The sequence below is a fragment of the Mucilaginibacter sp. P4_G9 genome (genome assembly GCF_056400985.1).
On the sequence record NZ_JBFUKF010000335.1, the window covers coordinates 1 to 5,474 of the forward strand.

4 protein-coding genes are annotated in these 5,474 nt (G+C 42.2%); 1 reads left to right on the forward strand and 3 read right to left on the reverse strand.

Features of this window, described 5'->3' with window-relative positions; translation table 11 throughout:
* A partial coding sequence (locus tag AC1DPZ_RS21035; RefSeq protein ID WP_477407100.1) for a chloride channel protein occupies window positions 1-1,288 on the reverse strand: 1,288 nt, incomplete at its 3' end.
* A gap of 226 nt (window positions 1,289-1,514) precedes the next feature.
* Between AC1DPZ_RS21035 and AC1DPZ_RS21040 the strand changes: the two genes are divergently transcribed.
* Window positions 1,515-2,696, forward strand: coding sequence for an AIR synthase related protein (locus AC1DPZ_RS21040; RefSeq protein ID WP_477407102.1), 1,182 nt, complete (start codon window positions 1,515-1,517; stop codon window positions 2,694-2,696).
* A gap of 248 nt (window positions 2,697-2,944) precedes the next feature.
* On the opposite strand, the gene AC1DPZ_RS21045 is transcribed toward AC1DPZ_RS21040, so the two are convergent.
* Entirely contained in the window at window positions 2,945-4,048 is a 1,104-nt protein-coding gene (locus tag AC1DPZ_RS21045; RefSeq protein WP_477407104.1) for an NHL repeat-containing protein, read from the reverse strand.
* A gap of 29 nt (window positions 4,049-4,077) precedes the next feature.
* Window positions 4,078-5,474: outer membrane beta-barrel protein (locus AC1DPZ_RS21050; protein ID WP_477407106.1), on the reverse strand; the 1,397-nt coding region annotated here is incomplete at its 5' end.

The following is a 5,474-nucleotide window of genomic DNA, read 5'->3' on the forward strand; positions in this document are numbered from 1 at the left end:
ATGAAAGACGCGATATGATGTATGATATAGCTGATACGATCATGAGCGGGATAAATAACACGTAGCCGCCCGTAATTTCGGCTATCAAAAATATAGCGGTAAGCGGGGCATGCATTACACCGCTTAAAGCACCGGCCATACCAACCGCTATAAAATTACTTGTATTTAAATGTACCAACCCGGTAAGGTTTACCCCGTAGGCCACTGACAAACCTAAAAATGCGCCGGTAAACATGGTGGGCGCAAACGAACCGCCGTTGCCACCAGAACCAAGAGTAATACCGCTGGCTATAATTTTCATAAAAACCAATGCTACAATAAATAACAACATTAGCCACTGGTTGGATAGCCAGCCAGAAAATAACGATTCATCCTTCAGCGCATCAATGTTGCCATTTAAAATGGCCTGCAGGTATTGGTAACCTTCGCCAAATAACTGGGGAAATACCATAATAATAAGCCCAAGAAACAAGCCGCCTAAAAGTGCCCGCACATAACGGTTCTGCTTTTTCAGGATACCGCCCTCCAGTTTACCCCCTACTTTATTAATGTATATAGCCATCCAGCCACTAAGCAGGCCCAGCAAAATGTAAAAAGGAATTGCAGGCACTACCCAGCCTTCGGTAACCAAATGAAACAACTGTCCGGAGTATAATAATTTGGATACTACCACGCCGGTTGCCGATGCTATTAATAAAGGAATAAACGTGGGGATGGTGATTTCGCCTATTAATATCTCTAACGAAAACAGCACCCCGGCAATAGGGCTGTTAAATACCGCGGCTATCCCTGCCGATGCTCCTGCAGCCAGCAATACCGTTTTTTCATAAGGCGTAAGCTTAAAAAACCTCCCAATGTTTGAGCCTATCGCAGCACCGGTAGCTACAATAGGCGCCTCTAAACCGGCCGAGCCGCCAAAGCCTACCGTTAATGAGCTTGTTACTATATGCGAATAAATGTTATTTACCCTGATGTTCGATCTGTTCTTTTTGATATTGGCCAGTATACTGCCTATTCCCTTTTGTATTTTATCGCGGTTAACAAGATGCTGCCAGGTTACAGCCAGGAAGATACCCAGTGCAGGCAAAAAAACGTAAGCTATATGGTAATACAAGTGCGATGAAATGCGGTGGCTCACATCCTCCATAAAATGCACTAAAAACTTTAGCGCGATGGCTGCCAGACCGCCAAAGAAACCAACAAAAACACTACAGTAAATTAAAAAATTCCGTTGACTGTTACGTCTCAGGCGCCAGCGGCTTATTTTATCGGAGAGGGATTTAAGCATAGATACGAATTTCAATACACACGAATTTCACGAATGAGGATGAATTGACACGAATTGATTTGCGCGCGAAATCACAAATTTGAATTGACACGAATAAATTTTGACAAACAATCAATGCAGAGTTCCGCAAACTTACGAAGTTTTGAAAACTTTGTAAGTTTTAATTCCCCTTAGTGAAATTCGCCTCAATTCGTGTAATTCGTGTTTGATTAATTTATATTTGCAAATGATTTCTTCGCAAAGATATGATCAAAGAGGTGTATCTGCCTCCAAAGATGATGTACATAATGCTATTAAAAACATTGATAAGGGCATTTTCCCTAAAGCCTTTTGTAAAATAGTACCCGATATATTGACCAACGATGCGGAGTACTGCAATATTATGCATGCCGATGGCGCGGGCACAAAATCATCACTGGCTTATACTTACTGGAAAGAAACCGGCGATATCTCAGTATGGCGCGGTATTGCCCAGGATGCCATCATCATGAACCTCGACGATTTGCTTTGTGTAGGCGCTATTGATAATATCCTGCTATCATCAACCATTGGCCGTAATAAAAATCTGATACCAGGCGAAGTTATTGCCGCCATTATTAACGGTACCGAAGAAATTTTAAGCGAACTGCGCGGTGCCGGTATTGGCATTTACTCAACCGGTGGAGAGACTGCCGATGTTGGCGACCTTGTACGCACCATCATAGTCGATTCTACGGTAACTTGCCGCATGAAGCGGGAAGATGTAATATCCAACCACCGCATTCAGCCTGGCGACGTTATAGTGGGCTTGGCAAGCTACGGACAGGCAACCTATGAAAAGGAATATAACGGCGGTATGGGCTCAAACGGGCTTACATCTGCACGCCATGATGTGTTCAATAAAACCATTGCCGATAAATATCCCGAAAGTTATGATGCGGCCATCCCTTATGATCTCATCTTCAGCGGCAGTAAAAACCTTACCGACCTGGTTGACATCGGCAACGGGAAAAGCGTAACAGCAGGCAAACTGGTATTAAGTGCCACACGCACTTATGCCCCAATTATTAAAGCTATATTAGACAAATACCGCGGCAAAATAAATGGCATGGTGCATTGCAGCGGCGGCGCGCAAACCAAAGTACTGCATTTTATTGACGAGCTGCATATTATAAAAGATAACCTTTTCCCTGTGCCTCCCCTGTTTAAACTTATTCAGCAAGAGTCAAAAACCAGCTGGCAGGAAATGTACAAGGTATTTAACATGGGGCATCGTATGGAACTGTATGTACCGGTAGAAATAGCTGAAGACCTGATCAAAATTTCTAAAAGTTTTGGTGTTGATGCGCAGATCATTGGCCGGGTTGAAAAGGCCGATACTAAAAAAGTAACCGTAACATCGGAGTTTGGAGTATTTGAGTACGAGTAATATTTGAGCAGACCTATCGATCTATTTGTGTGACATCCTATCGAAACGGGTGGCTTCGGCTCTATCCCATTCAGGCACCAGGATACATCCTTGTTTCACCATAAACCATCATTTAAACATCCATTATAATTAAGGTTTTTATACCACCATTTGGGATAAATTATTTAAAACCTGTAAGGGGATAGAAAATTATCGCATAAAAAAACCCGGCCAAATATGACCGGGTTTTTATTAATAAAGAAACCTAATTACTTAACAGCGATTGTTTGAATTAAGTTACCAAGTGTATTGGCTACGTATACGTTACCTGCACTACCTGCAGCCACGGCAGATGGGCCGTTGAATGGGGTAACCAAATTATAATAACCGCTACCAGCTACAGACGTTACAACACCTGCAGTAGTAATTTTGCGTACCAGGTTGTTACCAGCGTCGGCAACATATAAATTACCCGCATTATCGATAGTGATACCACTTGGGTGGCTAAATGATGCGGCTTTACCTGTTCCATCGCTATTTCCCGCTTTTCCGTTCCCGGCAATAGTGGTTACCGTACCTGTTAAATCAATTTTACGGATGCTATGATTATTAGCATCAGCTACATATAAATTACCTGCTGCGTCAATAGCTATGGCACGCGGTCCGTTTAATGATGCAGCTGTACCAGCACCATCAACATTTCCGGCTGATTTACCTGCAACTGTTGATATGCTTCCGTCTATAGCTGAAATTTTACGGATCAAATTGTTGCTATAGTCGGCAACATATAAATTACCTACAGCATCAATTGCTAACCCAGCAGGATTGTTGAACCGTGGATTTATGGCATTGGCTGTTGCAGTAGCCGGGATTACGGCGTTGTTATTGCCTGAATTTCCGCTTACTCCCGCAAATACAGTAACAGCGCCTGTGGTTGCAATTTTACGAATGGTATGGTTGCCAAAATCAGCTACAAAAATATTTCCTAACGCATCAACAACAACACCTGTAGGGCCGTTAAATGAAGCTGCATCACCAATTTTGGTGGCGTTTGCGCTACCCGCAAGCAATGTTCCGGATACGGTGCTTACAACACCTGCAGTGGTAACTTTACGAATTTGGTTGTTACCTTTATCAGCGATATATAAATTACCTGAAGCATCAAGTGCCAACCCGTTTGGATAGTTAAATGAAGCAACTGTGGCGGCTCCATTTGAAGCGCCAAATGAACCGTTTCCGGCCAGTGTAGTTACCACGCCGGTGGTGGCTACCGGGTTTGGCAGCGGAGTAACCTTGTCATTTTTACATGCCTCAAAAAACGCGGCAGAAAAAAGCACAAGTAATACTATAATTATATTTTTATTGAATTTCATAATGTTAATTTTTTTCAATTAATAATAACTTAATTAAATATGTATCTAACACCAATCTGAGCCTGGAAGCGTGAGAACTGGCTTATATCAGTTTTATAAGAGCTGGTAACAGGTGTCGAGGTGGTTGGATCAAGATAAGGGAAAGAATATGTCGCTCTTCCGGTACCAGCATCTTTACCCATATAGGTTAACACTGTAGTTGCTCCGTTATTAAAGCCGCTATATGATACCTGGGCTAAACCCCAGTTTCTGTTCAGCAAGTTGGTAAAGTTGATCACATCGAAAGTTACTTCCAGCGTGTTTTTTACTTTACCTGTTTGGATAAAGAAGTCTTGCGCAAAGTGCAGGTCAACACGTTTGTAAGTTGGCAATATAGCGCCATTCCTTTGTGCATACTGGCCTCTGTGCTGGCTAAGGTATGGATCCTGGCTGATGAAGTTATTTAGCTGGGTCCATATTTGGGCAGGTGTACGCGTATCGGGAGTTCCATTTGATGCGTTATTAGCTTTCACTAACATAAGATCGCCCTGATTTTTAGGAATATACAACAAATCGTTTGTGGCACCGTCATTATTAGGATCACCTGAAGTGACATATGATACCGCTCCATTGTTAGATGCTTCAAAAATCAAACCTAAAGTGGACGCCAAATTTTTTGCGTACTGTTTACGATAAGATACAGTTGCAATAATCCTGTTTGGCTGAACATATGAACTGTTTGACAGGTTGTCGGTATTAGGGTTACCGGCTACATACCTTGAGCTCCAGATGGTGCTGGCAGTTGAGCCACCGTCATTAACATCTTTTGATTTGGTATAAGTATAAGCAACACTTGCTGCAAAACCGTTTGTAAAGCTTTTTTGTAACTGGCCTGTAATAAAATATGAAAATCCTTTGTTAGTGTTTTTCATGTAATATAAACCGGTGATAGACGGGTTTTGAGCAGTTGCAGCGGCCGCTGCAGGAGTTGTGTTTTTAGAGTCATATTGTATTTGACCTTCAACCCCCGGAAGTGTAGTAAAGCCATCAGACAATACTAAATTCTGGTGATAGATGGCACGAATATCTTTGGTGTAAGCACCTTCGATAGTACCAATAATACCAAAAGGTAATTTTTGGTCAACCGCTAAGTTCGTTCTCCAGATTTTTGGATATTTCAAATTTGGATCGGCAACATCAAGCTCGTATGATGTATTAGCAGTTGCATTTGCCGGACGGTTTGCATTAACATCCGGGTTGAATTTTAATTGCTGATTTGTTGGATCGTTAGCTTTTGTAATTGTACGTGAACCAAATAACAAGCCATTGTTTGAAGCCTGGTTAGATATCCATACAAATGGTACAGGACCGGTAAATAAGCCGGAACCGCCGCGTAACTGGGTAGAACCATCTCCATTAACATCCCAGTTAAAGCCTAAACGAGGTG